Raw genomic sequence first — 23,470 nt, 5'->3', positions numbered from 1 at the left:
TTCATCTATTTTTTATTTTCGTACCACTTTAATTTTTTTTAAACAACCCCGGAGGGATGAAATGTTGAAAAGCTAAAACACCAAATACGATGATAAAGCTCCAAAAGGAGCGATGTATTGTTTATGTGCCTTATAGGCCGTTCCTCCTCACGAAGCTTTTCAGGAGTTTTTCAAGAGAATAAATTGTTCCGTAATAAGTCGTAGTGTCCTTAAAGTATTACACCAAGGGGAAAACAGCTAAAGCAGGATTCTAAAATAAAAAGTGAATGGCGGGATGGGATAACGAGTGTCTTTGTAAAGTGTCAAAAAGACTGTCTTTTTGAAGAGATTATACTAATTTTTGCTGCCTGAAATAAAGCAGAGACACAAAATTTTGCGTCTCTGCTTTATTTGGGGGGCGAAGCATAAAACGTGGGGGGTTCTGGCTACAATCATATTGCAAGATTCACGAGTGTTGATTTAAGCGTCTACCTCAACGGGTAGTTCCATATTTTGCATTGAAGCTTGTACCAAGGCCTCTCTGTCAATATCATCTTCAGGCTGTTTGATTCTTTCGGCGTTTCTTTCGACAAATCGTATACCATCTGCCCTGTATTTTTCCTTCAACGTTTCGCACTTTGGACAATCTTCAGCCGTATATATGTATTTCATCGACACCATCCTTTGTATAAATATATTTGCAGGCTTTTCTCACTAACAAAATTTCAAGGTATTTTACTACAGGATAAAATAGTTTCAAGGTTAATTTTCTTGTATAAAATAAAAATATAATTACAATAAATCGTTTGCCGGTGCAAGATGCTGCAATGATAATTATTTGACTACAAAAGTTTTGTGTGCTATATTTCACCCTTACCAGGGAAGGGGTAATGGTTATGAGATTTATTGGATTGCTTATTGCTGCGGCGGTGGCTGTTTGGGTTTACATGGATGCCAAAAGTAAAGGATATAAAACCATTTCTGCCGTCGGATGGATGTTAGGTGCGTTTTTGCTTATGATCGTATTTTTGCCGTTGTATTTATTTACACGGCCAAAACAGTCGCAGGTGGAGATATTGACGCCTTGTAAATACTGTGGGAGACATTATGAGGGCAGCCCTGCGTATTGCCCCAATTGCGGGCATAAGGTTGAAGGGTATTCATTTAACGGGGAATAAACTATGGATTTAAATGAAAAGATCAAAGAAGATTTAAAATCTTCCATGAAAGTGCAGGATAAGATGAGAACCTCCGTCTTGCGTATGATGCTTGCGGATATAAAAATTGCAGAGACATCTGGCAAGCCAAGGGATCAGATAGATTATGCTGCAGTAGTTCAAGGGTATCAGAAAAAATTAAAAAAGACGCGGGAAGAGTATGAAAGGCTTTCGTTACCGGAAAAGACAAGAGAAATAGATAATGAGCTTGCTATCGTGGAGGAATATCTTCCAAAGCAGCTTTCTGATGAAGATGTTCAGAAAATTGTTAATGAAGTTGTTGACGAAAACAAATTTACCGGAAAAGAATTTGGCGTTGCAATGAAACTTATTATGAACAAATGCGGCGGAACAGCCGATGGGAAGAGGGTTCAAACGATTTTAAAACAAAAACTAGGTTGTTGAGCCGTCTTCTGTCATTGAACACCCGAAGGCAGTAACACAGCGCAGCAAGCCTCAACCAAAGATAACCTCCCCTTCTTTCGTGAGGAAGGGAAAAACCTTGCAGAAAAAGAAGTTTTTACACAGTAATAAAAGAAAAACTTTTTCTGAATATTGTCCATGCAAAATGAAAACTGGAAGGAATCGCTTCGGAATTTAGCGGCCGATGAACTTAGGAATATCAGGTCTTTTGTCGATGAATTAATTCAGGAATCAGAAGCAAAAGCAACCATCCCTGCAACAGCAGCAGCAGCAGAAATTGCACCTGTCATTGTTTACCCGCCAGACACACCTCAGAAATCAGGAGAAAGACGCACAGAGAAACGTTTTGATATGAAGATAAGTGGTACGTGTGCGATCCTAGATAGGAGCTTGAATGATTATTCAAATGAAGAAATACCCATTACTATTAAGGATGTTTCTCAGCACGGAATCAGGTTTATTATCAATCGTTCATTGTTGCCGTCAAACCATTTAATCATTAAATTCAGCTTATCTCCTGCCGGCGTTTCCGGCAATTTGTATCGAAAGCCGCAAAAGAAAATATCTGTGGAGGTAAGGAGGGTGCTAAAACGTTCCACTTCGTCCGGTGAAGAGTATGATATAGGCGCTTTATCTATAGACGAGGATTCTATGGAGAAATTGCAGGAAGAGGTTAATGGTATTGAGGTTATAAAAAAACGTTGTAAAATGAAGAAAGACCTGAAAATAATGGTGCTCTATACCAAGGAAACCCAATGCAGGGCAATTGAAAATATATTATCAAAGCAAGGGTATATTATTTTTGCGGTAAATCAAAAACACAATGCTATGAGTATATTACGCAAAAACAAATGCGATCTTCTTGTTACTGAATTTGAATCTGCAAAGATTAATGAGTATGAATTGTTAAAAGATGTAAAGACCGAATTTGCTGATTTGGGAATAATATTGGAAATAGACTCGGTAGATACATGGATAGACCTTTTATCATTTCGTTTGGATGAATATCTCATAAAAGGTTTTAATGAAAGAGAACTCACTATTGTTGTTGAAGTGGTTTTTAAAAAAATATTGTATAAAAATATGTTTCGTCAATATATTGAAAACGAAAAACGGTCGAATCAAAATCTACTGATTGTTAGCCTCAGAGATACAGTGAGAAAACAGCTTTATGAGATTACAGACCAAAAGGGTTTGGATACCATTTTTGTCATTAATACGGAACACGCATGGAATGTGTTAAATATGAACAAAATTGATTTTATGCTTTTAGACACTGAAATTACCGGTGAGGAGGGATTGGATTTTATTACAAAAGTAAAAAAATATTTCCCGCGTCTTTCAACTACGATACTGTCGGAAAACATTCGGGAACGTAGCAGTTATTTGATGGGTGGGGTGGATAATTTTATTGTGAAGCCAAATGATATGCAAAAATTAAAACAATATTGGGACTCGGCTATAACACAACGGTATTTTTGCCAATAAGATCTTTTGTGCATGCACATTCAAAGGAAAGCGCCTGTGACATTCTGCTCTTATCCCTGTAAATGGTTATTCCTTTACAACCGCTTCTGTATGCCAGCAGGAAGACCTTTTCCACATCCTCAGCGGTTGATTCTTTTGGAAAATTAATAGTTTTGGAAACGGCGTTATCGATATATTTTTGGCAGATAGATTGAATTTTTACGTGATATTCCGGTGAAATGTCTCTTGCCGTTGTAAATATTCTTTTTATATCATATGGAATATAGGCAATATTTTGTATTGAACCCTCCCTTTTTACCTCTGCTAAAAGTTTATCAGTATACAGTCCTCTTTTTTTTGCAACGTTTTCAAAAAACGGATGGATTTCCGGTAATCCGCCTTCAACGAGAACATTTCTTGTATATGCAATGGCAAACAGAGGCTCTATGCCGCTGGAACAATTGGCAATAATGCTGATAGTGCCTGTAGGTGCTATTGTTGTTCGTGTCGCATTTCTATATTTGGGGCCATTTTGCCGGGCATAAATACTTTTTTCATAGTTGGGAAACATACCGCGTTCTGATGCCAACCTCTCAGATGCTTCATTTGCTTTTCCGGAGAAGAATCTTAAAAGTTTATCAGTGAATCTCATGGCTTCTTCTGAATTATAGGGAATATTGAGTTTTATGAGAAGGTCTGCAAATCCCATGATCCCCAATCCTATTTTTCTGTTGCCTTTGGTTAACACTTCAATTTGAGGTAATGGATGCTTTGTTGCATCAATAACATTGTCAAGAAAGTGCACGGCAAGAGGGATTGTTTTCTCCAATGTGTGCCAATTCATTTCGTAATGATCATTTTTGTATGTAGTCATTTGCGAAACATTGACCGATCCTAAAACACATGCTTCATAAGGCAGAAGAGGCTGTTCTCCACAGGGGTTTGTTCCCTCAATACTCCCAAGCAATGGGGTAGGATTGGCGGCGTTTATGGCATCAATGAATAAAACACCCGGCTCGCCATTTTTCCATGCGGATTGTATGATTTCCTGAAAAAGATCTTTTGCCCTTATTGTTTTGACAACCAATTTTGTTCTCGGATTAATGAGGGGAAATGGTGCGTCATTTTCCACTGCTTCCATGAATGCATTCGTAATCCCGACAGAAATGTTAAAATTTGTCAAAACACCTTCAGTATTTTTTGCATGAATAAAATCAAAAATATCGGGATGATTTACGTTCAGCGCCGCCATATTTGCGCCTCGTCTGAAACCACCCTGGTTTATGGCCTCCGTCGCTTCATTGAAAACCTTTATAAAGGAAACGGGGCCGCTTGCTACACCGCATGAAGCGCTTACAATATCATTTTTTGGTCTTATGCGTGAGAAACTGAAACCGGTGCCTCCCCCGCTTTTGTGGATTAAAGCTGCTTGTTTTAAGGTATCAAATATGCCTTCGATGGAATCTTCTACAGGTAATACGAAACATGCGAGCAATTGTTGCAGATGACTGCCTGCGTTCATTAATGTGGGTGAGTTGGGCAAAAATTGCAGTGAGGTCATAAGGTGGTAAAACTCTTTTTCCAGGGAAACAATATCAGCCTTTTTATTATAAATTAAATCAACCGAGGCGATATTTTTTGCCACTCTGTGAAACATATCTTCAGGCGATTCTATGATATTGCCTAAGACATTTTTTTTTAAATATCTCTTTTCAAGCGTGAGTTTAGCGTTTGGAGATAAGAAAAGGATGTTTTTATCCATATTTTTATTGGAAAAAGTAAATTATATCTATTGCGGCATTTTATTTTTACATTCTGCGAAAAAATATAATAAATTTTCACTCACAAAGTGTGGATAAGCTTTATGGTTAAGTCAACAGAATTAAATGATCAGCATACAGTCACCGTAGCTGTAAAAGCGATATCCCTCTTTTTTGGCAATTTCATAGGCGTTCAAAATTTGTTCCCTTCCTGCAAAGGCTGAAACTAATAAGAAAAGAGTGGTTTTCGGAAGATGAAAGTTGGTAATGAGCGCATCAACGTATTGAAATGGATATGGCGGATAGATAAACAAATCCGTATAGCCGGAAAACTGATGTATGTTGTTATTCAATGCAATCGTTTCAAGCGTTCGGCATGACGTGCTTCCGGTTGCAATAATGCGTCCACCCCGGTTTTTGGTGATAGTTATTTTTTGGAGCAATTCTTTTGTATATTCGTAATATTCTTTATGCATGTGGTGATTTTTTATCTCTTCCGTTTTGATAGGCAAAAACGTGCCTAATCCGACATGAAGCGTGACAAACGCGATATCTGTTCCGCTATTTCTTATTTTTCCCAAAACATCTTCGCTGAAATGTAATCCCGCCGTTGGGGCTGCGATAGCGCCTTCCTTTTGAGCGAACACGGTCTGATATCGTTCTGCATCCAAGGTGGAAAGTGTATTGTTTTTTTTAGGACGTTTTATATATGGGGGCAATGGCATTTCTCCGGTCCGGTGAATAAGTTCCCTTATATTCGCCCCGTTTTCTATCCGCAATATCCACGAGTTATCTTCATGTTTTACAAGTAAACAGGCTGAAACGGCGGCATTATCAAGATAAATCTTTTCTCCTTTCTTCAACAGCCCATTTGATTTTAGCAAAGCTTTCCAGTGATTACCTTCCAATTCTTCTATGAACAATAAATCTACATATGCCCCCTGAGGCTTTTTACCAGCTATCCGTGACGGAATAACCTTCGTATTATTCAACACGAGAAGATCTTCAGGGCGGAGGTCGCCGGCAATTTCACTGAATCTGCGATGCTCCATTCTGCCAGTGCGGCGATGTAAAACCAAAAGCCGCGCGTTATCCCTTTTTTCCGTAGGTTTTTGGGCAATAAGTTCTTTTGGAAGATCGAAATCATAATCGGATAATTTATGAGAAATAATAGAGGTGTCAGGCATTCCGGTATTTGGCAATGAAACATCCATGAGCTTTAGTCATAAATGGGGATGAAAATAAATAATCCACAGATTACGCAGATTTTCACAGATTGGGAGAAGATTAAAGAAGTTTTTTATCTGCGCTAATCTGCGAAATCTGCGGATAAAAAGGTTCTTCAGGTAAAAACAGAAAATTACAGGCACTTTGCTTTCTTTGCTTCATATTAAAAGACATCTAAGAAAATAACAATTAAAAAAAGCAGTGTTCAATTATGAAAATTCATGAAAAAAAGAAAAACATGCGCTAAATTTTAGAAAAATATTCTTTTTTATTACTACAACATATAGTACCCGAACATGACAATATGACAACCATTTGGATAGATAGTTAATATTACGCGGATTACGCAAAAACAATGGGAAAAATATTTGTTGACAAAAAAAAAAAATAAGATAATTTCATAGCCACATAAGTGGTATAAAGTGGTATAAAGTGGTGAAAAGTGGGGAAAACATATGTTCACCGGAGAGTACCGACACACAATAGATACTAAAAACCGCCTTGCCATTCCGGCTTCTTTGCGTGAAAGCATTAATGAAGAAGTTGAGGGGAAAGGGTTTTATATAACGCGGGGCCTCGATACATGTCTATTCATGTATACCCCTAAAGAATGGCAAGGTGTTGTTTCCAAAATAGAACAATCCTCTTTTACGAATAAAAAGGCGCGACAATTTCAGCGTCTTTTTTTCTCTAAAGCCCAACACATTAGCGTAACGGATCCTCATGGTCGCATATTAATTCCTCAGTACCTCAAAGAAATTGCGAATATACAGAAAAATGTTGTTATTGTGGGCGTGAACAACCGGATTGAAATCTGGGATGAAAAAAACTGGAGCGACTTTGAATCGGAAACTAACGAGGAATATGAAGAAATTGCAGAAGATTTATTCCAGTAAGCATGACTTTCCTTATAACCGATGAATGGCAGGATCAGGACAAACGCATTATAACCACTGTGAAATCAATGGGATATTCCAGGATTGAACCCGTGCAGGTTTTTATGAAAATATCATATGTCTGGTAAAAAAGATAATCTGCTTCATGAGCCGGTTATGGTTGACGAGGTATTGGAATACCTGTGTTTGCAGCCGGGCAGCATTATCCTGGATTGCACGGTGGGAGGCGGAGGGCATGCAGGTAAAATAATGGACAGGATTAAACCTGATGGTTGTTTGATTGGCATTGATAAGGATTTTGATATGTTAAATATGACAAAAGAGTATTTATCAGACAGAGGATGTCCGTTTAAACTGTATCATGCCGATTATGTTGATGCTGATGAAGTATTGCGGCAGGCTGGCATTGACGGAGTTCATGGTGTACTTCTCGATCTTGGCGCTTCTTCATTGCAGTTTGACAGCGCGGAGCGCGGATTTAGTTTTTCTAAAGAAGGCCCGCTTGATATGAGAATGGACAGAACGGCTTCTTTTACGGCGCAGGATTTATTACGGAAGATATCTGAACGGGATTTGCAGGGATTGTTAAAAAAATATGGGGAAGAACGTTGGTCAAAAAGAATTGCAAGGCGGATAATAAAAGAAAGAAGTGTTTCCGGATTAAAGTCAACAACACAGTTAGCAAGGATCATAGAACGTGCTGTGCCATCGATGAGACACAGAATTCATCCTGCAACAAGGGTCTTTCAGGCGTTGAGAATAGCAGTTAACAGAGAACTGGAAAGTTTGGAAAAATTTTTGAATAAGATTCATTTTTCGATGGTAAAAGGTGCGCGTATTGCCGTCATAAGCTTTCATTCACTGGAAGATAGAATTGTGAAAAACAGTTTTATAGAGATGGAAGATAAAAATATTTTTCACATAATAACCAAAAAACCTTTAAGGCCGGGTGCTTCTGAAATAGAAATAAATGCGAGGAGCAGAAGCGCAAAACTCAGAGTTGCAGAAAGGATTTAACATGGGAATGTTCAGATGGTTGGTAATGTTTGCTATTATAATAACGATGGCGGTGTTGGTTGTATGGGAGAGAAATAAAACCATTGAAACAGGGTATCAGATTGCACAACTGCAAAAAGATTTTAATGAGATGTCTGAAAGAAACAAAAACCTCAATTATTATGTGCAGAAATTAAAATCACATGATGTGATTGTAGATAAGGTAAAAACCTATCAACTGGCGCTTTTACCTCAGGAAGACTCCTCCAATAGTGTGGTTGCCAGGAATACAAAGGGGAGTGTGGCGGTTTCTTTAAAAACAATTATGGCGGGCAATTTATATACACAAAAAGACCAAATATTGAGAGGTCGTGCGCTCCATAACTAGAGATGGTTAAAGGTGAGAATTTTTCAGGAGATAGTAAAACGGTAAGATGTTATTAGTATTTGTCTGTTCAGCAGTTGGCAGTCTACAATCGGTAATCGGCAAAAGTGACCATTGCCGCCTGAGGATTGAGGATTGAGGATTGAGGACTGAGGATTGATATTTGAACTTATTTTATTGCCTTCCTCCCGAACGCTTTCGGGGAAAGTTTTTTTTCTCGAAAGCGTTCGTAAATTTCTAAAGGTATTTTTTTCTATTCTAAGGAAAGCCGGTTATGTATTTTAAAAACATGCACAGGTTTTGGACGAATACGATAGGCTTTATGCTTATTTTGGTTTTCATAGGGTTGGCAGTAAATTTATGCCGTATACAGGTACTTGAGCATGATAAATATTTGAAACTGGCCAAAGCACAACAAAGCAAGAAGGTAGCCTTATCTGCAAGAAGGGGTTTGATATTGGATAGAAATGGCAGGAAGCTTGCGGAATCTTTACGTGTCGGCTCTGTTTATGCAAACCCTTCTGCAATTAAAGACGTTTCTTTAGTCGCCAGCCACTTAAGCAAGGTCTTACACCTTAATCCCTCAAAAGTATCAGCAAAACTCGAAAAAGATAAAAAATTTGTCTGGATAAAGAGAAGGGTCAGCGATGAGGAATTGAAAGAGATTCGGAAGCTCTCCTTGCAAGGTGTGTATATTGAGCATGAGTATCAGCGTTTTTATCAAAATGGCCCGTTAGGAAGCCATGTTATCGGGTTCACGGATATCGATGAAAATGGTCTTGAAGGTATTGAATTGTCATGCAATCAAGCGTTGCAAGGTGAGCCTGGTTATAAAAGGATGTACCGCGATGCCCAGCAAAGCAATATTTTAACGGCAGACACAGAGATGCGGCGTCCAAGGCATGGAAACAATGTTATGCTGACAATTGATGCGAATATTCAGCGTTTTGCCGAAGAGGAATTGGAGAATCTTGACAAAACATGGTCGCCTGCCTCTGCTACGGCGATTGTGATGGATATAAGCACCGGAGAAATACTTGCCATGGCGAATCTGCCGGCATATGATTTAAATAATGTTGGTAAATATCCTGCGAGAGCAAGGAAAAATCTGGCAGTCACTGATTATTATGAACCGGGTTCAATAATAAAACCGATTGTGCTGGCCGGCATATTTGAAAATAAACTTGCCAGGCCGAATGATATGATTAACTGTGAAAATGGAAGATATGTAATGGGGAAAAGAATATTGCACGATTCGCACCGCTACGACACCCTTACTGTTGCAGAAATTGTTACCCATTCCAGTAATATTGGGATGGCAAAGTTGGGTATGCGCATGGGAATCGAAAGGATGTATCGTCACCTTGAACAGTTTAATTTTGGGAATAAGTCTGGTATTGAGTTATCCGGAGAACAGGGGGGGATTTTTCGTCCCATGAAAAGCTGGTCGAAACAATTTTCTTTAGTATCGGTTTCGATTGGCCATGAAATTGCTGCAACACCGCTTCAGTTTGTCACTATATTTAGCAGTATTGCAAATGGCGGCCTGCTGTTAAAACCAGTAATAATAAAGTCGATTACCGGCAATGACGGCAAGGTTAAAGAAGAATATCCTGTACCTCAGGTTGTCAGGCGTGTAATGAGTGAAGAAGTTGCCCGTGATTTATTAAATCCTATATTAGTTGATGTCGTGAGAAATGGCACAGGAAAGAGGGCTTTTTTAGCGGAATATGAGGTTGCCGGAAAAACAGGAACGTCCCAAAAGGTTAACAAGAGCGACGGACGTTATTCGCGCAATAAATATATCGCTTCCTTTGTCGCATATGCTCCGGCGGATAATCCCCGTATTTGTGTATTAATAATGGCTGACGAACCAAAAGGTGCTTATTATGGCGGCACTGTTGCGGCTCCGTCAGTGCGGGAAATTATCAAAAAAACGCTGCAGTATCTTGAGGTAGAGCCATTAAAATTAAAAATGGCTATGCACTGACTATTGGCACTACGAAAAAAGGAAGGAGGTGGTAGTTATATGATGTTATATCTAAAATAATGGTAAATATATTTGTTATAATTATAGCGCTTAGGAGAGAGGGGAGGAGGAGCAATGATGGGACCGAAGGATTTAAACAAGAAAAATTTTATTTTATGGTATAGTTTGTATGCTTCTCAAAAAGAATTAGAAATTGCGAGGTCGAGTAATAGAGAAGCGCTGCATAGGCTTTTAAAGGAATATGCAGAGGAGGTTGACAGGGTAGACAGTACCAAGCGTTTATACGAACGGATTGTTCAGCCGCAGAGTCTGAGTACACAAGGTTTCGATGGCGTACTGAGAATTGATTGTTTTTCAGGTAATGAAAAAAACATTTAGTTTGATGGGTTTTTGAAGGTCGCAAAATGAAATTAAGTGAGATTTGTGCTGTTTTAGAAAAATATAAGTGCAATTCCTTTACGGAGAAAGTCGTTTTAGGGCTAACACACGATTCCCGTAAAGTTAAAGAGGGGTATATTTTTGTTGCTATAAAGGGCTATAAATCTGATGGTCACGATTTTATTTCAATGGCAATAGAGAAAGGAGCTATTGCCGTAGTTGCGGAGAAAGGTGTTGACTATGTTATAAATGTTCCGCAAATTGTTGTGCCGAATGCCCGACGGGCGCTTTCTCTTCTGAGTGAATATTTTTATGGCTATCCTTCTTCAAAAATGACAATAGTAGGTATTACCGGAACGAATGGCAAGACAACTACTTCGTTTTTTACGAAGTCTATCATAGAATCTTCCGGCAATAAGGCAGGGTTAATAGGAACGATATATTACCAATTAGGGAGCAGGATTATCCCTGCGAATGAAACTACCCCTGAATCCGTTGATATACAATCACATCTTTCAGATATGCTTAACAACAATATACGATATGCGGTAATTGAGGCAAGTTCTCACGCACTTTCGCAGCACAGGCTGGACGGAGTGCATTTCCGTTCTGCTGTTTTTACCAATTTGTCTGCGGAACATCTCGATTATCATGAAAATATTAAAAATTACAGAGAAGAAAAAATTAAATTGATGAGGGGATTAGATGAAAATGCGTCTGCGGTTTTAAATGCCGACCATACTTCAAGCAAATATTTTGCAAAGAGTACTGTCGCACAAATAGTGTGGTATGGGATAAAAGATACGTCTGCACACGTGAGAGCAGAGATAATAAATATGGGGGTTAACGGAACAAGGTTTTTATTGATTTCTCCCTGGGGAAAGGAAGTTATTCACTTAAAATTAACAGGCAATCATAATGTTTATAATGCACTGGCAGCCGCAACGACGGGGTTTTGTCTCGGTTTTGATATGGAAATAATAAGAAAAGGCCTTGAATCTTTAAATAACGTTCCTGGCAGGCTGGAAAAACTGGACTACGGTCAGGATTTTCATGTCCTTATTGATTATGCACATACGCACGATGCGTTACAGGTAGTTTTAGAGACTCTTAGAGGCATTGCAGCCAGGAGGATTATTTTAGTATTTGGCTGTGGCGGAGACAGGGATAAAGGGAAAAGGGCAAAGATGGGGCATATCGCAGAAAAATATTCAGATTTATTTTGGATAACAAATGATAATCCCCGTTCTGAAGACCCGCTTAATATAATACGTGAAATACAGAGGGGAATAAAACGGGATTCATGCTATAAAGTTCAACTGGATAGAAAAGTTGCAATAGAAGAAGCACTCCTTGAGGCGAAAAAGGGCGATGTCGTCGTTATTGCAGGAAAGGGTCACGAACGTTGCCAGATATTGAAAGACAAGAGTATTCCTTTTGATGACTGTGAAGTGGTAAAGCAGGTATTATCCGGCACTATGGTATCTCAAAATTAGACGATGAATGAAAATGGACGCAATTTCTCTTGAAGAAGTGATACAAGCCGTTAACGGGAAAGCGATATCGAATGTCAGTGGTTTAATGGTGAATGGCGTTTCTGTTGACAGTAGAAACGTCCATAAGGGCAATGTGTTTTTTGCTATAAAAGGCGACCACTACGACGGGCGTCAGTTTATTGAGCAAGCCTTTGATGCGGGTGCAATTGGTGTGGTGGTATCAAAACAAGGTGGAATTGATATTAGCGGCAAGTGCCTTCCTCTGATTTTGGTAGATGATGTTAAAACCGCATTGGGCGATTTAGCAAGACATTACCGCCGGAAATTAAATGCAAAGATCATAGGTATCACAGGAAGTAATGGCAAAACCACCACCAAAGAGATGTTATATCACCTGCTTTCTCATTTTGCCCCGGTAGTAAAACCACAAAAGAGTTTTAATAATTTTATCGGTGTTCCTCTGACTATATTTGAAATTGAGTCAAAACATAAATACGGAATACTCGAAATGGGTACAAATGCTCCGGGAGAGATATTGCGTCTTTCGGAGATTGGTTTACCCGATATAGCGGTAATCCTGAATATTTCCAAAACACACCTGGAAGGATTAGGGAGTATTGAAGGCGTCGCATTGGAAAAGGGGGATATAGTAAAAAATCTGAAAGAAAACGGAGTTTTTGTATATAACGCCGATAACCCGTTGTGCTGTGAAATTGCGGATAAATTCGGGGGCAATAAGATAAGTTTCGGCTTAGGTCAGAATGCGCAAATAAGGGGTACTGATGCAAAGAAAAAAGGCAACGGTTCTGTGTTTACAATTGATATTGATTACAATACCTTTCGCCTCTGTGGGGTCAAGGGGGGAGGACGCAGGCAATTTGAAATACAACTTCAGGTTCCAGGTCATCATAATATTAGCAATTGTCTGGCTTCGTTTGCGGTCTGCCATGCGCTTGGCCTCGATATAAGTGGACTTTATAATGCCTTTCTCTCATTTAAAATGCCCGATATGAGAATCGATTCTCAGCAGATAGGCAATGTTACCTTTATTAATGATGCTTACAATGCAAACCCGGAATCCGTTTTTGCCGCCTTGAAATATTTTGAAGAAATTGATGCTGCAGGGAGGAAGATATTCATTTGCGGAGATATGTTGGAACTTGGGAAAGAATCACATGCCCTGCATAAAGAATTGGGGGAAAAGGCGTCAACGCTTAATCTGGATTTATTATGGACGGTAGGCAAATATGCATCTGATATTGCAGGCGCGGCAAAAGATGGCGGCATGGACGTGGAAAAGGTGTTAAGTTTTCGGAGTCTGGATGACATCACGGAATATGACATGGGTGAATTCAGGGAAAATGATGTAATACTTATTAAAGGTTCCAGGGGTATGCACATGGAAACTATCATTGATAAATATCGGGAATATTTCTCTCCGCGTGTACTTACTCATAACTGATTTTATTTAAGAGGGCATGGATTGTTATACGGTTTATTGTATTCAATGTTTTCGTTTGAAATATTCAGGTTCATCTCCTTTCGTTCCTGCCTGGCGGCATTTACGGCATTTTTAATAAGCATTATTTTCGGCCACTGGTTTATCAGGAAATTTCGCGCCTTGAATTATGGAGAAGACACTACGAAGACGGATTCTGAAGAATTGAAAAAATTGCACTTTTCAAAAAAAAATACACCAACAATGGGCGGTATTGTTGTTTTGGTTTCAATATTAGTTGCTACGCTATTTTGGTGTAATATTTACAATATTTACGTTTTGTTATTGATGTTTACATTGATCTGGTTTGGCGTAATCGGTTTTATTGATGATTACATCAAGCTTACACAAAAGAACTCGTCCGGCCTGACAGATATATCAAAATTATTATTCCAGTCTGCCTTGGGGCTTATCCTTGGGTTGATATTATATTTTTATTCCAGCAAGTTTACATGGGGCACTCAGTTGATGATTCCGTTAATTAAGGATTTGAGGCCGGAACTGGGACCTTTTTATGTAATAATAATCACTTTTTTTATTGTAGGTATGTCAAATGCCGTGAATATAACGGATGGCCTGGATGGATTGGCAATAGGATGCAGTATAATTGCAGGCATCTCCCTTGCCATTATTGCGTATATTTCCGGCAGGGTTGATTTTAGTGAATATTTAAGAGTTCCTTACATTCCCGGCGCCGGTGAATTGAGTATTTTCTGCGCCGCACTGGTAGGGGGCGGTATGGGGTTTTTATGGTACAACAGTTATCCCGCACAAATTTTTATGGGAGATACAGGTTCTCTGGCGCTAGGTGGGATGCTTGCCTTGGTAAGTATTATCGTAAAACAGGAAATATTGATGATTGTTATAGGGGGTGTTTTTGTTGCGGAGGCAGTATCGGTACTTATGCAGAGATATTTTTTTAAAATTACGAAGAAAAGAATCTTCCTGTGCGCCCCTTTGCATCATCACTTTCAATTTGCGAAATGGCCTGAATCGAAAATTACCCTTAGGTTTTGGATAATTGCAGCGTTGCTGTCAGTATGTAGTTTTATGCTTTTGTGATTCAATTTAATCGGGAGAGATATTTTGAAATCATGGCACTGTCTCGTATATATTGTCGTTGCGCTACTGGGTTTTAGTATTGTCACTGTTTATAGTACTGACACTACAATGTTTGCGGCAGATAGCAATGGTTATCAATTTGCCAAACATCTTTTATGGATAGTATTAAGTTTGGTGGTGTTAATTGCTATGTCATATGTCGATTACCGGCATTTACAGAAATTAACGTATCCGATTATTGCGGTATCAGTGATTAGCCTTATACTTGTGCTGTTGCCAGGTGTTGGAACGGTAGCCAACGGCGCGAGAAGATGGATCAGATTGGGAGGTATTGCGGGTATTCAGCCGTCTGAATTTGCAAAATTGGCGACGATTATATTTATATCGAATTATATAGCCAAAAATCATAATCACATGCATAGCTTTAAAAGTGGGTTTTTAATACCTCTGGGGTTCATAGCGATGATGGGCGGGCTAATACTCATGGAACCCGACTTTGGTACAGCGGCGTTTATCGTTATACTGTCAATATTGATGTGCATGGTGGGGGGGACGCGGATTATTTTTATCTTTTTTACTTTACTTGCGTCGGCGCCGTTTATCTACGAATTGATTTTTAGTGTTACGTATAGAAAAATACGATTTACCTCATTTCTCGATCCATGGCAGGACCCGCAGGGAACGGGCTATCATGTAATACAATCGTGGATTGCCCTTGGTTCCGGGGGGCTGACAGGCCTGGGACTCGGCAATAGCAAACAAAAACTGTTTTTCTTACCGGAAAGCAGCAGTGACTTTATATTTACCGTTATCGGGGAAGAATTTGGTTTTATTGGGGGAATGACAATTATTGTTCTTTTTTCATTACTGCTATGGCAGGGGTTGAGAATTGTCAGCAGGACTAAGGATGTGTTTGGTTTCTTTTTAGGACTTGGCATTACCATGATGTTTGGTTTGCAGTCAATTATGAATATTGCAGTTGTTTCCGGTATTATACCGACAAAAGGTATTCCCTTGCCGTTTCTAAGTACAGGGGGTTCTTCTTTGTTATTTTCAATGCTTGGCATAGGGATTTTGGTTAATATTGCGAAACAATCTTTAAGGTGTGATGCAGACAAACTATTGAACGGTGAAGCGAAAGAAAAACTATCCGTTAATGAAAGGTTTTTCCCCGTGAGAATTACCGGTAAAATAATTTCTAAGATATCCGCATTTTCATGGTAGTTGTTAAAAAAGGGGAACCACAGATTACACAGATTAAAAAATTCGTCACAAGCTTACAATTACCAATGACGAAAACAGAAATAAAAGATATTCTTTCGCTCTCGTTTCAAGGTTCCGGCTTGGGACGAGCGTTTTTAAATGTTTAATTATTGATGGCAATTATTGAAAATAGAGGTTGAGAAATGAGAATAATATTTGCGGGTGGCGGTACAGGCGGCCACCTTATTGCTGGAATTAGCGCTGCAGAAGAGATTCGCATGAGATTCCATAATGCAGAAATTATGTTTTGCGGCACGGAGAAAAAGTTTGAAGAGGAATATGTTGTACAACAAGGGTTTCGGTTTCAGAAAATACATGCAAAAAAATGGGAAAGATCATTTAAGGGGATTTTTGTATTCCTTAGAATGGCAATTTTAGGGGTGATTGAATCTCTTTTCCTGCAGCGAAAATTCAAGCCTGATATTGTAGTAGGGTTGGGGGGATATGCTTCTTTTGCGCCAATTATTGCGGCAAAATTACTGTGCATCCCTTCCGTATTGCTTGAACAAAATGTGGTGCCAGGTAAGGCGAATTTGTTTTTGGCAAGATGGGCGGATGAGGTGTGTTGCCATTGGCGTTCTTCTCTCAAATGGTTTGCAAAGGCAAAGAAGGTAAATGTTACCGGGACGCCTATCCGTAAGGGAATAGTGTCTGGCAGGAAGAAGAACTATTATGAAAAATTTGGTTTCGATAGCGCAAAATATACCATTGTAGTCACTGGTGGAAGCCAGGGCGCACAGGCAATTAATGAGGTTATGGTGAAAAGTCTACATAAACTGGAACCGTTTTCAGAGAAGATACAAATAATTCACTGTGCGGGCGAGCATGGATATGAATGCGTAAAAAAAGGATACAGGCAAACAAAGATTAATTCTTTTGTATGTAGTTTTCTAAATGAAATGGATGCGGCGCTTAATATAGCAGATATTGTTATATGCAGGGCAGGTGCAACAACAATTGCTGAAATTACCGCAATTGGTATTCCAGCTATTCTTATACCCTACCCTTACGCCGCCGATAATCACCAATACTGGAATGCAGTTGAAGTGGAGAAAAACGGCGGTGGATATTTATTGCCACAGATTGATTTAACGCCTGAAAAGATTGTTGAAATTATTATTGACCTTATCAGAAACAAGGAAAAATACGAGAGAATGAAGATGTTTAGTAAAGAAATGGGGCGTCCGAATGCCTCTGTTTGTGTTGTAGATACGATAAGCAGACTAATTAGTTACAGGGAGACGCGAGTAGCATTGCTCGCCAGATAACTCCTTTTTGGTAACACTTTAGCTTTTTGAAAAATTCCAATAATAGCGATGTTTGCCGTTAGTTATAAATGCGTTCATGCTCAAACGGACAAATGCTTCGCCCCTACTTTTTTTGTGAAAGAAGAACAAAATCCTGGTACGTGATTTTTGCTGTTAAAATAAGCAAAACACATGTTTCAAAAAATAGTTTTAAAGTGGAGAAACGTGTATACAACATACAACAAAAACAATGGATATATCCTTAGCGCATACAACATCATCAGTTAATAACAGATTTTTTAATTACAAGCCTTTGCGCGGAAACCGTGTTTATTTTATCGGGATTGGCGGTAATGGGATGAGTGCGCTTGCACGTATTCTTGTGAGTGAAGGGTGTATTGTTGCCGGTTCTGATATTCTGCTATCGCCGCTTATTTCTTCACTGGAAAAAATAGGAGTGATGGTTAACTCAAAACAAGATGGAAGTATGATGTCATTGGAAACTGATATGGTAATAGTTTCTGCCGCGATTCAGGAGGGCAATCCGGAACTGAAAGTCGCAAGACAATTGGGCATTAAGGTGGTAAAATACTCTCAAATACTTGGCTCTTTAATGCAGGAAAAGAGAGGCATTGCAATTAGCGGCACACATGGAAAAACAACCACCAGCGCAATGATTTCCACTATTTTAAAAAAAGCGGAATTGGATCCTACCTATGTTATTGGTGGAGAAGTCACTGATATCGGAGGAAATGCTCATTTAGGCAAGGGGAATTTGTTTGTGGCAGAGGCCTGTGAGTATAATAGTTCATTCCTAGACCTGGTTCCTTCCATAGGAGTGATTACAAATATAGAGGAAGACCATTTAGACTATTATGGCAATCTTGAAGAAATAGTAAATGCTTTTGGGCATTTTGCAAACCGGATAGCAAAAAATGGTTTGTTAGTAGTGAATGATGATGACAGAAATGTTGCAGTTGCTGCGAAAAGATCCGTTTGTAAGAGAGAAACTTACTCACTACGGCATACTTCTCATTGGTATGCAAAAAAGATTCCTCCTGCTATTCAGGGTATAAATAAATTCAGGGTTTACAATAGAGGCAAAATCTTCGGCGATTTTTGGTTAAAGATTCCAGGGTCGCATAACATATTGAATGCACTTGCCGCTATTGCCGTTTGTACATCTATTGGCGTTGATAAAGAAGTTATAAAAACTTCGTTTGAGTCTTTTAAAGGTGCAAAAAGGCGTTTTCAAATTGTTGCCATAAAGAATAATATTACAATAATTGATGATTATGCTCATCATCCCACGGAAATAGACGTTACCCTGAAAGCGGCGCGCGAGCTATATCCTGCAAGAAAAATATGGTGTGTGTATCAACCGCATCAGTATAGCAGAACCAGGCATTTATTGAAAAAACTCTCGGAATCGTTTTATCTTGCAGATAAAGTAGCGCTGGCAGATATTTATGAGTCACGCGACAATGATTTTGAAAAAACTTCAATTAGTTCATTAAAATTGTATGAAGAAATTCGCAAAACAGGCGTCGATATACAATATTATCCGCAAATGGAATACATTACAGACATGCTTTGTTTGAATGCGAAGCCTGGAGATGTTATTATTACGATGGGTGCGGGCGATATTTGGAAAGTGGCGCATGAACTTGCGGAAAGAATAGGAACAACATATAGTGCAGAAAAAAAGAATCAGGGGGCGTATTGCAATACGCCCCTACCGGGAATACTATAAAGCAGGCATAAAATGAGAACACGAAATATTGCAGTACTGATGGGGGGCGTTTCTCCTGAGCGTGAAATATCTTTAAGATCGGGTAATGCCGTAGCAAAGGCGCTAAAAGATGCGGGAAACAATGTTATTTGTATTGATGTAAAGGATGAAGACATAAAAGAACTCGATCATGAGGAGATTGATGTCGCATTCATTGCATTACACGGTTACTTTGGAGAAGACGGGGGGGTTCAGCAGCTTTTGGAAGTAAAAGGCATTCCCTATACAGGTTCAGGGGTTAACGCCAGCAGGATTGCCATGGATAAGGTGGAATCGAAACGATGTTTTTTGTATGCCGGACTCAAGACGCCGGAGTATTTCTTGCTAAAGAAACCCGTAAATCTGGCAGAGATAGAGCAAGAGATTCAAGGGTTTGGTTTGCCAGTAGTAATAAAACCAACGAACGGCGGCTCTAGCATAGGGATATCCATAATTAAGGATAGCCGCAATATACATTATTATGTAAGAGAAGCATTAAAGTGTGGTGATGAAGCGTTTGTTGAAAGATATGTATCTGGCAGGGAGTTTACGATTGGGATACTGGATAACAGGGCATTGCCAATTATAGAGATTTGTGTATCAGATGATTTTTTTGATTATAATGCGAAATACAATAGCGGTAATACAAGATATTTTGTAATAAATAAAACCTTTGGAAGCAAAACAAACAAATTGAATACCCTTGATTGCGATGTTGGTTTTCTGGATGCTGCGTTGTACGATAAAGCTCAGGAATTGGCTATTGAGGCGCACAATGCTATAGGTTGCAGAGGGTTTTCCAGAGTGGATATATTGCTGGATAATAAGAATGATTTTTACATATTGGAAGTCAATACAATCCCTGGTTTTACAGAAAAAAGCTTATTGCCGATGGCGGCAAGGGCAGCAGATATTTCTTTCACATTATTATGTGAAAAAATTGTCGATCTTACTTCACAAAAGAGTTTTGTAAGTATAGATGGGTCGATTAAAAATTAAAAAATCTCTGAACCACACATTTACATTCAAATCTCTTGTGCCGTCTATTTTTGAAAAACTTCATTGGTTCCACCGGCAGCTATACCCCTTTTTATTAAAATTTGCGGGAGTGGTTTGTATTGTAATTTTTACCATTTGGGGACTAAAGGAAGTATGGAATACACTCACCGATTTAAGTATATTTAAAGTGAATCCTGCTACTTTGACATTTAATGTACCGCCATGGATGGATAATCGTTTTTCCGAAGATATAAAACAAGTAGAGGCATTGCATCGCCATTATAGTTTATATGAAAGGGACATAGCGAATAGGATAGCAACGATATATGGCGATATGGTAGTGATTAAAAAAGTCGATGTGGTAAAGCGTGTATTTCCCAATAAACTCAACATCAGGTTTACGATGCGCAGGCCGTTTGCTTTGATAAAAAAAGGGGAGAATTCTTATCTTGTTGATGAAGAAGGGGTATTGTTGCCAAAAGAATATTATAAATTCTCTGATGTCGATTATATAAGCCCTTACATTCAAAGCAGAAGGTTATCCAGGCTGCCATTGCCGGGAAAAGAGTGGAATGATAAGAAGATAAAGGCAGGAGTAGCATTGGTGAAATTTCTCAGGATAAATAACATACACAACCTCTTTGGAATTGTAACTGTGGATGTAACAAATGTGCATAGAGAGAAATATTCCCGGGGAAGTGATATTATTTTGTGGACGGAAAACAATACCCAGATTCGTTGGGGCTGCTCTTCATTATTCAAGTCTCCGGATGAGCTCACCGACGAAGAGAAACTTCAAAATCTCTTGAGTATTGCAAAGATTGAGGGTACGAGCTTGAAACAAATGGAGTACGTTGACGTGAGATGGAGCAAACCTGTCGGCAAAAGATGGGGAAACTAAAAGGCACAAGGGGGGGTAAAATTATTTGACATTTCATGCTATGGTGATAAAATTTACTAGGTTTTTTTAAGTGATTAGATAGATATAAGTTAAGAAAAATGTGCACACCTCTTGAAGTGGTATTGATTTTGATTGCCCGTTTTGCGAAGGTAATGAATATATCGAAAGAAAAGGGTTGTTTAATAGTATAAATGGAATAATATAATAAAGTATTAAAAGTATCATTGAAGTTGAGAAAGCCGGAAGTTGTTATAAAAATAGACAGAAGTTGCCACAGTAAAAGCACATCAACAAAATGCGGAAGTGGTGGAATCGGCAGACACGCTAGCTTGAGGGGCTAGTCCCTTAACCGGGGTGGGGGTTCAAATCCCCCCTTCCGCACCATTCGATATTCCCCCGCCAGTTAAATTTGGTATGACAATGCAATTGATGACACATCTACAAACATAAATAAAGGGCAGAAAGTAATGTTTGGATATTTTTCTCTTTTTGGAGAGGCAGCGTGGGAATGAATAAATGCACACGTGTTTTTATCATGATTGTTTTTGCACTTTTATCCGGGTGTAAAGAAACGCAGATAAAGCAAACAGATTTTACGCCTTTTAGAAAACCCATTTCGCTTTCAACTACCACGGAAAAAGTAGAAAAAAAATCGTGGGAATATGAAGTGATGCCGGAGAAGGAGGTTTTAGGAGGAAAGAAAGAGGGAGTACCGGATGAAATTATATATCCTTCTGAGTACAGAAGGCCTGAACCGGCGCTCTATAAACCAGCGTATACCGGGGAAAAAATTGATATTGCACTCAACTTTGATGATGCAGAAATCAAGGATGTGGTACAGGTAATATTGGGGGAAATTTTAAATGTGAATTATGTGTTGGATAAAAGAGTTGGGGGAAAAGTAAACCTTCATGCCAGCGGAGAAGTCTATAAAGAAGAATTGATCTCTATGCTTAATTCACTCCTTTATGTGTATAATTTTACGATACTGAAAGACGGGAATCTATACAATGTGCTGCCGCAGGCGGAAGCCAGACGGGAAACAAGTATCATTATACACGGAGATAAAATTCCCGAATGGAGTAAAGATATTATTATTCAAATTGTGCCATTGAAATATGCCGACCCGAAAAAATTGAGTTCAACCGTGAAGCAATTCATGTCTAGTATTGGAAATATTGTTACCCACGAAGACTTTCCCTATTTAATGATTATCGATAATGCCTCTGTAATGGAAAAACTGCTTACCATAATAAAAATATTTGATGTGCCTTTTTTAGCAGGGAAAGCCATGAGATTTTATGAGTTTAAATATGTTGATGCACGGAATATGTCGAAGGATCTTGGGAGTTTGGCAAAATCTTTAGGGGCAAAGGTCGGAGGGGACGGGGAATTTGATTTTGTGCCATTCTCAGATACAAATAAATTGATAGTGATTACGAAACTCCCGGAACTCTTGCCTAAAATAGACATGTGGATAAAAAATATCGATGTTCCTCCCACGCAGTTAGACGAGGAAATGAGAGTGTATATATATAAAGTTCAGCACCAGAAAGCAGAGACAATTGTGCCGATTATCACTCAGATGTATAGCGAAAAGATGGCGGCGCAGCCGAAGAAGCTTGGAAGAGATATAGTAGAATCAATGAAGGTGCTTGCGGACACTGAAACCAATTCGGTCATTATGAAGACCTTTCCCAGTGATTACAAGAGCATTAAAGCTATTATAGAAGCAATTGATGCAACCCCGCAACAGGTGTTTATAGAAGTATTGATTGTAGAAGTCACTCGTAACGATACATTAGACTACGGAACGGAGTGGTTGTGGTCGGGAAGTAATTTGCAAGTATATGGGGTAGGTGATATTGCAAGGGCTGCCGGTAATGCAGCGGTGCAGTTTACCAACACATTTGCGAAAGGGAGCTTTGAAATTCTTATTGATATTCTCGCCACAAGTTCTAATGCAAAAATACTTTCTGCGCCGCATATATTAGTACGGGACGAACAACCGGCAAGTATTCAGGTGGGAGAAGAGGTGCCGATTCTTACCAGTTCCGGCCAACAGACGGGCACTACGATTACTTTTGAACAGGTACAGTATCGTGATACTGGTATTATCCTTACCGTTACACCACATATTGCCGAAAATGGCCTTATTACACTGGAGGTAAATCAGGAAGTAAGCAATGCTAAACTAACAGACACAGGCGTTGAGAAATCCCCGACGTTTTCCACTCGTCAGGTGCAAACTTCGCTGGTGATAAAAAGCGGCCATACGATAGGTCTTGGTGGTATTATTGAACAAAAAAATGAGAAAGAGGTGAAAAAAATCCCTCTTTTGGGTGATATTCCCTATCTGGGAAATTTGTTTAAGGCGACATCGCTTATTGATAAGAGGACTGAGTTAATAATGTTAATTACACCATATATTGCAAATAACGCAGAAGATGCCGATTCGTTAACGCAGGCATTCGAGAAAAAATTGCAGGAAATTGATTTTCTGGTAAACCAGTAG

20 protein-coding genes and 1 tRNA gene are annotated in these 23,470 nt (G+C 39.0%); 18 read left to right on the top strand and 3 right to left on the bottom strand.

Annotated features, from left to right (window positions below):
- Window positions 1-459 precede the first annotated feature (459 nt).
- On the bottom strand, window positions 460-651 hold the full coding sequence (locus tag QZT26_RS01280; RefSeq protein WP_099326353.1) for a hypothetical protein: 192 nt from the start codon (window positions 649-651) through the stop codon (window positions 460-462).
- 224 nt (window positions 652-875) lie between these two features.
- On the opposite strand from QZT26_RS01280, the gene QZT26_RS01275 reads away from it, so the two are divergent.
- The 3 genes from QZT26_RS01275 to QZT26_RS01265 all read left to right on the top strand — a co-directional run bounded on the left by QZT26_RS01275 (window position 876) and on the right by QZT26_RS01265 (window position 3,107).
- A complete protein-coding gene (locus QZT26_RS01275) occupies window positions 876-1,157 on the top strand; it encodes a hypothetical protein (protein WP_099326354.1) in 282 nt (93 codons plus the stop codon).
- 3 nt (window positions 1,158-1,160) lie between these two features.
- Entirely contained in the window at window positions 1,161-1,601 is a 441-nt protein-coding gene (locus QZT26_RS01270; RefSeq protein WP_099326355.1) for a GatB/YqeY domain-containing protein, read from the top strand.
- Window positions 1,602-1,757: 156 nt separating this feature from the next.
- A complete protein-coding gene (locus QZT26_RS01265; RefSeq protein ID WP_099326356.1) occupies window positions 1,758-3,107 on the top strand; it encodes a response regulator in 1,350 nt (449 codons plus the stop codon).
- On the opposite strand, the gene QZT26_RS01260 is transcribed toward QZT26_RS01265, so the two are convergent.
- Both QZT26_RS01260 and queA read right to left on the bottom strand, forming a co-directional pair.
- The gene (locus QZT26_RS01260) at window positions 3,079-4,848 is read right to left on the bottom strand and encodes an adenosylcobalamin-dependent ribonucleoside-diphosphate reductase (protein WP_295100119.1); all 1,770 of its coding nucleotides are present in this window, start codon (window positions 4,846-4,848) and stop codon (window positions 3,079-3,081) included. The two genes, QZT26_RS01265 and QZT26_RS01260, sit on opposite strands and share 29 nt — an antisense overlap.
- Window positions 4,849-4,968: 120 nt before the next feature.
- Window positions 4,969-6,060 (bottom strand): tRNA preQ1(34) S-adenosylmethionine ribosyltransferase-isomerase QueA, encoded by a 1,092-nt coding sequence (gene queA / locus QZT26_RS01255; RefSeq protein WP_295100118.1) that lies wholly within the window; start codon window positions 6,058-6,060, stop codon window positions 4,969-4,971.
- A 468-nt stretch (window positions 6,061-6,528) separates the two neighbouring features.
- Here queA and mraZ point away from each other — a divergent pair, with 468 nt between their 5' ends.
- The 15 genes from mraZ (at window position 6,529) to gspD (ending at window position 23,470) form a co-directional block, all read left to right on the top strand.
- Complete coding sequence (gene mraZ, locus QZT26_RS01250) at window positions 6,529-6,969, top strand: division/cell wall cluster transcriptional repressor MraZ (protein WP_099326359.1); 441 nt, start codon at window positions 6,529-6,531, stop codon at window positions 6,967-6,969.
- Between the two features lie 117 nt (window positions 6,970-7,086).
- Complete coding sequence (gene rsmH / locus QZT26_RS01245) at window positions 7,087-7,986, top strand: 16S rRNA (cytosine(1402)-N(4))-methyltransferase RsmH (protein ID WP_295100115.1); 900 nt, start codon at window positions 7,087-7,089, stop codon at window positions 7,984-7,986.
- A 1-nt stretch (window position 7,987) separates the two neighbouring features.
- Window positions 7,988-8,353 (top strand): hypothetical protein, encoded by a 366-nt coding sequence (locus QZT26_RS01240; protein WP_295100113.1) that lies wholly within the window; start codon window positions 7,988-7,990, stop codon window positions 8,351-8,353.
- Window positions 8,354-8,624: 271 nt separating this feature from the next.
- The gene (locus QZT26_RS01235) at window positions 8,625-10,340 is read left to right on the top strand and encodes a penicillin-binding protein 2 (RefSeq protein WP_099326362.1); all 1,716 of its coding nucleotides are present in this window, start codon (window positions 8,625-8,627) and stop codon (window positions 10,338-10,340) included.
- 114 nt (window positions 10,341-10,454) lie between these two features.
- The gene (locus tag QZT26_RS01230) at window positions 10,455-10,718 is read left to right on the top strand and encodes a hypothetical protein (RefSeq protein ID WP_230405681.1); all 264 of its coding nucleotides are present in this window, start codon (window positions 10,455-10,457) and stop codon (window positions 10,716-10,718) included.
- Window positions 10,719-10,744: 26 nt separating this feature from the next.
- The gene (locus QZT26_RS01225; RefSeq protein WP_099326364.1) at window positions 10,745-12,214 is read left to right on the top strand and encodes a UDP-N-acetylmuramoyl-L-alanyl-D-glutamate--2,6-diaminopimelate ligase; all 1,470 of its coding nucleotides are present in this window, start codon (window positions 10,745-10,747) and stop codon (window positions 12,212-12,214) included.
- A gap of 13 nt (window positions 12,215-12,227) precedes the next feature.
- On the top strand, window positions 12,228-13,676 hold the full coding sequence (gene murF / locus QZT26_RS01220) for a UDP-N-acetylmuramoyl-tripeptide--D-alanyl-D-alanine ligase (RefSeq protein ID WP_172953492.1): 1,449 nt from the start codon (window positions 12,228-12,230) through the stop codon (window positions 13,674-13,676).
- A 21-nt stretch (window positions 13,677-13,697) separates the two neighbouring features.
- Window positions 13,698-14,774, top strand: coding sequence for a phospho-N-acetylmuramoyl-pentapeptide-transferase (gene mraY, locus QZT26_RS01215; RefSeq protein ID WP_230405680.1), 1,077 nt, complete (start codon window positions 13,698-13,700; stop codon window positions 14,772-14,774).
- 24 nt (window positions 14,775-14,798) lie between these two features.
- A complete protein-coding gene (ftsW, locus tag QZT26_RS01210; RefSeq protein ID WP_157820683.1) occupies window positions 14,799-15,998 on the top strand; it encodes a putative lipid II flippase FtsW in 1,200 nt (399 codons plus the stop codon).
- Between the two features lie 182 nt (window positions 15,999-16,180).
- Window positions 16,181-17,305 carry an undecaprenyldiphospho-muramoylpentapeptide beta-N-acetylglucosaminyltransferase gene (gene murG, locus QZT26_RS01205; protein WP_099326368.1) on the top strand — a complete coding sequence of 375 codons (1,125 nt, stop codon included), beginning with the start codon at window positions 16,181-16,183 and terminating at the stop codon, window positions 17,303-17,305.
- A 229-nt stretch (window positions 17,306-17,534) separates the two neighbouring features.
- A complete protein-coding gene (murC, locus tag QZT26_RS01200) occupies window positions 17,535-19,037 on the top strand; it encodes a UDP-N-acetylmuramate--L-alanine ligase (RefSeq protein WP_295100111.1) in 1,503 nt (500 codons plus the stop codon).
- 12 nt (window positions 19,038-19,049) lie between these two features.
- Complete coding sequence (locus tag QZT26_RS01195) at window positions 19,050-20,054, top strand: D-alanine--D-alanine ligase (protein ID WP_295100110.1); 1,005 nt, start codon at window positions 19,050-19,052, stop codon at window positions 20,052-20,054.
- A complete protein-coding gene (locus tag QZT26_RS01190) occupies window positions 20,035-20,955 on the top strand; it encodes a hypothetical protein (RefSeq protein WP_099326371.1) in 921 nt (306 codons plus the stop codon). Before QZT26_RS01195 ends, QZT26_RS01190 begins: the two co-directional genes overlap by 20 nt.
- A 297-nt stretch (window positions 20,956-21,252) precedes the next feature.
- A tRNA-Leu gene (locus tag QZT26_RS01185) sits at window positions 21,253-21,339 on the top strand.
- 124 nt (window positions 21,340-21,463) lie between these two features.
- Window positions 21,464-23,470 carry a type II secretion system secretin GspD gene (gene gspD / locus QZT26_RS01180; RefSeq protein ID WP_099326372.1) on the top strand — a complete coding sequence of 669 codons (2,007 nt, stop codon included), beginning with the start codon at window positions 21,464-21,466 and terminating at the stop codon, window positions 23,468-23,470.

This window comes from uncultured Candidatus Kuenenia sp. (assembly GCF_900696675.1).
Classification (GTDB): domain Bacteria; phylum Planctomycetota; class Brocadiia; order Brocadiales; family Brocadiaceae; genus Kuenenia; species Kuenenia stuttgartiensis_A.
Note: the sequence above shows the minus strand (reverse complement) of the source record. Positions and strands in the feature narration are given on the sequence as shown.

Bases quoted from the DNA above. Each gene is read 5' to 3' on its own strand.
- QZT26_RS01280 (WP_099326353.1), bottom strand. From the start codon at position 651: ATGAAATACATATATACGGCTGAAGATTGTCCAAAGTGCGAAACGTTG.
- QZT26_RS01275 (WP_099326354.1), top strand. From the start codon at position 876: ATGAGATTTATTGGATTGCTTATTGCTGCGGCGGTGGCTGTTTGGGTT.
- QZT26_RS01270 (WP_099326355.1), top strand. From the start codon at position 1,161: ATGGATTTAAATGAAAAGATCAAAGAAGATTTAAAATCTTCCATGAAA.
- QZT26_RS01265 (WP_099326356.1), top strand. From the start codon at position 1,758: ATGCAAAATGAAAACTGGAAGGAATCGCTTCGGAATTTAGCGGCCGAT.
- QZT26_RS01260 (WP_295100119.1), bottom strand. From the start codon at position 4,848: ATGGATAAAAACATCCTTTTCTTATCTCCAAACGCTAAACTCACGCTT.
- queA (WP_295100118.1), bottom strand. From the start codon at position 6,060: ATGGATGTTTCATTGCCAAATACCGGAATGCCTGACACCTCTATTATT.
- mraZ (WP_099326359.1), top strand. From the start codon at position 6,529: ATGTTCACCGGAGAGTACCGACACACAATAGATACTAAAAACCGCCTT.
- rsmH (WP_295100115.1), top strand. From the start codon at position 7,087: ATGTCTGGTAAAAAAGATAATCTGCTTCATGAGCCGGTTATGGTTGAC.
- QZT26_RS01240 (WP_295100113.1), top strand. From the start codon at position 7,988: ATGGGAATGTTCAGATGGTTGGTAATGTTTGCTATTATAATAACGATG.
- QZT26_RS01235 (WP_099326362.1), top strand. From the start codon at position 8,625: ATGTATTTTAAAAACATGCACAGGTTTTGGACGAATACGATAGGCTTT.
- QZT26_RS01230 (WP_230405681.1), top strand. From the start codon at position 10,455: ATGATGGGACCGAAGGATTTAAACAAGAAAAATTTTATTTTATGGTAT.
- QZT26_RS01225 (WP_099326364.1), top strand. From the start codon at position 10,745: ATGAAATTAAGTGAGATTTGTGCTGTTTTAGAAAAATATAAGTGCAAT.
- murF (WP_172953492.1), top strand. From the start codon at position 12,228: ATGGACGCAATTTCTCTTGAAGAAGTGATACAAGCCGTTAACGGGAAA.
- murG (WP_099326368.1), top strand. From the start codon at position 16,181: ATGAGAATAATATTTGCGGGTGGCGGTACAGGCGGCCACCTTATTGCT.
- murC (WP_295100111.1), top strand. From the start codon at position 17,535: ATGGATATATCCTTAGCGCATACAACATCATCAGTTAATAACAGATTT.
- QZT26_RS01195 (WP_295100110.1), top strand. From the start codon at position 19,050: ATGAGAACACGAAATATTGCAGTACTGATGGGGGGCGTTTCTCCTGAG.
- QZT26_RS01190 (WP_099326371.1), top strand. From the start codon at position 20,035: ATGGGTCGATTAAAAATTAAAAAATCTCTGAACCACACATTTACATTC.
- gspD (WP_099326372.1), top strand. From the start codon at position 21,464: ATGAATAAATGCACACGTGTTTTTATCATGATTGTTTTTGCACTTTTA.